The organism is Streptomyces sp. BV286 (assembly GCF_019090165.1).
Lineage (GTDB): Bacteria > Actinomycetota > Actinomycetes > Streptomycetales > Streptomycetaceae > Streptomyces.
In genome coordinates, this window is sequence record NZ_JAHRIB010000190.1 from 1 (window position 1) to 3,471 (window position 3,471).

The 3,471-nt window shown below is 72.6% G+C and carries 1 protein-coding gene; it reads right to left on the minus strand.

The features are described from left to right. The coding region (locus tag KUF83_RS36280) for a polyketide synthase dehydratase domain-containing protein (RefSeq protein ID WP_254644882.1) at positions 1 to 3,416 on the minus strand (3,416 nt) is incomplete at its 3' end. Positions 3,417 to 3,471: the final 55 nt, after the last annotated feature.

The following is a 3,471-nucleotide window of genomic DNA, read 5'->3' on the forward strand; positions in this document are numbered from 1 at the left end:
CACGCCACAACCTCCACGTGAGCACCCAACCCGGCCAGCTCAGCCACCAGTTCAACCGCACCCGGCGCATCCTGACCCCGCCGCGACAGCAACACCAGACGCTCCACACCGTGCGATACGACCAAGTGCCGGGCCACCACCGCACCCAGACCACCCGTACCACCAGTCACCAACACCACACCACCACCAGCACTGCTACTGGCACTGGCACTGGCACTGGCACTGGTGCCCCAAAGCGGGGCAGGCATGGTAAGAGCGACCTTGCCGATGTGGCGGGCCTGCGCCATGTGGCGGAAGGCATCGGGGGCGTGGGTGACGTCCCAGGTGCGTACGGGCAGGGGCGACAGCGCTCCGCTGTCGAAGAGGGCGAGCAACTCCCGCAGAATCGCCTGGAGTCGGTCGAGGTCCGCCTCGAAGAGGTCGAAGGCGCGGTAGCGCACGCCGGGGTACTGCTCGGCCACCTGCTCGGGGTCGCGGACGTCGGTCTTGCCCATCTCGGCGAAGCGTCCGCCGCGCGGCATGAGGCGCAGGGACGCGTCGATGAACTCGCCGGTGAGGGAGTCCAGGACGACGTCGACGCCACGGCCGCCGGTGCTGTCGAGGAACTTCCGCTCGAACTCGGTGTCTCGGGAGGACGCGATGTTGTCGTCGTCCAGACCGGCGGAACGCAGTGCGTCCCACTTGGCCGGGCTGGCCGTGCCGTACACCTCTGCCCCTAGGTGGCGGGCGAGTTGCACGGCCGCCATGCCGACGCCGCCGGCCGCGGCGTGGACGAGGACCGATTCTCCGGAGTGCACGTCCGCGAGGTCCACCAGGCCGTAGTACGCGGTGGAGAAGACGAGCGGGACGGTCGCGGCCTGCGCGTAGGACCAACTGCGCGGCATCGGGACGAGCGTGCGGTGGTCGGTGACGGCGTGCGGGCCGAAGGCCGTGTCGAAGAGGCCCATGACGCGGTCGCCGGGCGCGAATCCGGTGACTCCGGGACCGACCTCCTCGACGATGCCGGCCGCTTCGCCGCCGATGTCCGCCTTGGTCGGGTACATGCCGAGGGCGACGAGGACGTCACGGAAGTTGACACCCGCGGCTCGGACGGAGATACGTATCTGTCCCTCGGCCAGCGGCTGCCGGTCGGCGTCGCTTGGGATGAGGGCGAGGTTGTCCAGGGTGCCCTGGGTCAGCACGTCCAGGCGCCAGCTCGTGGCGTCCGGGGGCCGTACGAGCCCGGTGTCAGCGGCGGCCCGGACCAGGCGGGGGGCGTAGAGGTTGCCCTTGCGCAGGGCGAGTTCGGGCTCGTCCACGGAGGTCACGAGGGCCAGGGCGGTGCGCGAGGGCTCGGTGTCGTCGATGTCGACGAGGCGGATGCGGTCGGGGTTCTCGGCCTGTGCGGAGCGGAGCAGGCCCCAGACGGGAGCCAGGGCCAGGTCGGGGCCGCCGCCCGCGGCCGGGTCGACGGAGACGGCGTCGCGTGTGACGACGACGAGCCGGGTGGCGGCTAGGCGTTCGTCGGCGAGCCAGGTCTGGACGAGCCGCAGCGCGGCGTCGGCCGCGGCACGGACGGCCGCGGGCACGTCGGTGCCCTGGCCGGCCGGTGACGGCAGGTCGGCAACGACGAAGTCGGGGACGACAGCCCCTGCGTCGAGGGCGGCCCCGAGGTCGTCCAGGTCGTCGTGAGCGGTGCAGCGTACGCCGGCGCCGACGAGTGCGGACGCCAGACCGGGCTCGTCGGGGCCGACGAGGGTCCAGACGCCGTCGGCCGGGGTCGGCTCGGCCGTGACCGGGGTCCAGTCCACCCGGAACATCGAGTCGGGGCCGCTCCGGGCCCCGCGCAGTTGTTCCGCGGTGACCGGGCGGAGGACGAGGGACCGCACGGTCGCGACGGGCTGCCCGGCGCTGTCGGCGAGGTCGAGCGCGTAGCCGTCGTTCCCGGTCGCCGTGATCCGCACCCGCAGCGCGGACGCACCGGTGGCGTGGAGCGTCACTCCGGTCCACGCGAACGGCAGTCGTGTCTCGGCGGCGGCATCGGGACCCTGCGGGTCCAGGTAGTCGGTCGCGTGCAGTGCGGCGTCCAGCAGCGCCGGGTGCAGTCCGAAGCGCTGCGCGTCCGCCTGCGCGCCCTCGGGGAGGGCGACCTCCGCGAACACCTCGTCCGCACGGCGCCACACCGAGCGCAGCCCCTGGAACACCGGCCCGTAGCCGTAGCCCTGCCCCGCCATGGTCTCGTACACGTCGCTCGCGTCGACGGCCACGGCGCCCGCGGGCGGCCATGACTCCAGGCCCATGCCGTCGGTGCCTGCACCGCCCGCGACGAAGCCCGTGGCGTGCCGGGTCCAGGCCTCCTCCACGCCCTCGTCCTCGGCACGGGAGTACACGCTCAGCGAGCGGACGCCGGACTCCTCCAGCGCCCCGACCACGACCTGTACCTGTACGGCTCCGCGCTCGGGCACCACCAGCGGCGCCTCCAGCGTCAGTTCCTCCAGCCGTCCGCAGCCGACCTGGTCACCGGCGCGTACCGCCAGCTCGACGAAGGCCGTGCCGGGCAGCAGCACCACACCGGCGACGGCGTGGTCGGCGAGCCACGGGTGCGACTTCAGGGACAGCCGCCCGGTCAGCACCGACCCGTCGCCGCCGGCCAGCCCGACCACCGCGCCCACCAGGGGATGGTCGGCGGCCGACTGTCCGAGCCCGGCCGCGTCGGTGGTCTTCTGGCCGGCCTCCAGCCAGAACCAGCGCCGCTGGAAGGCGTACGTGGGCAACTCCACCCGGCGACCGCCCGCCGTCAGCGGCTCCCAACTCACCGCAACGCCACGGACAGTGAGCCGGGCGAGTCCGGTCAGGAACTCCCGCACCTCATCCCGGTCCCGACGCATCACGGGCACGCACGCCACATCCGAGTCCTCCGCCAGCGACTCACGAGCCATCCCACTGAGCACACCGTCCGGGCCCAGCTCGACGAACGACGTCACACCGGCAGCAACCAGGGCCTCCACGCCCGAGCCGAAACGCACCGCCTCGCGGACATGCCGCACCCAGTACTCCGGTGCGCAGAGCTCCTGCGCCGAGGCCACGGCGCCCGTCACGTTCGAGACCACGGCGATCCGCGGCGCCTCGTAGTCCAGGACCTCGGCGACCCGACGGAACTCCGCGAGCATGGGCTCCATCAGCGGCGAATGGAAAGCGTGACTGACCTGGAGCTGCTTGGTCTTCACCCCACGCTCCCGCAGCGCCTCCACCACCGGCAGCACCGCAGCCTCGGTGCCCGAGAGCACCACCGCACGCGGCCCGTTCACCGCAGCGATACCCGCCCCCTCAACACCCTCCAGCAGCTCACGTACCTCCGACTCGGTGGCCTGGACCGCCACCATCACCCCACCCGCCGGCAGCCCATCCATCAACCGCCCACGAGCCGCCACCAACATCGCCGCGTCGTCAAGAGAGAACACCCCGGCCACGTGCGCAGCCGCGATCTCCCCG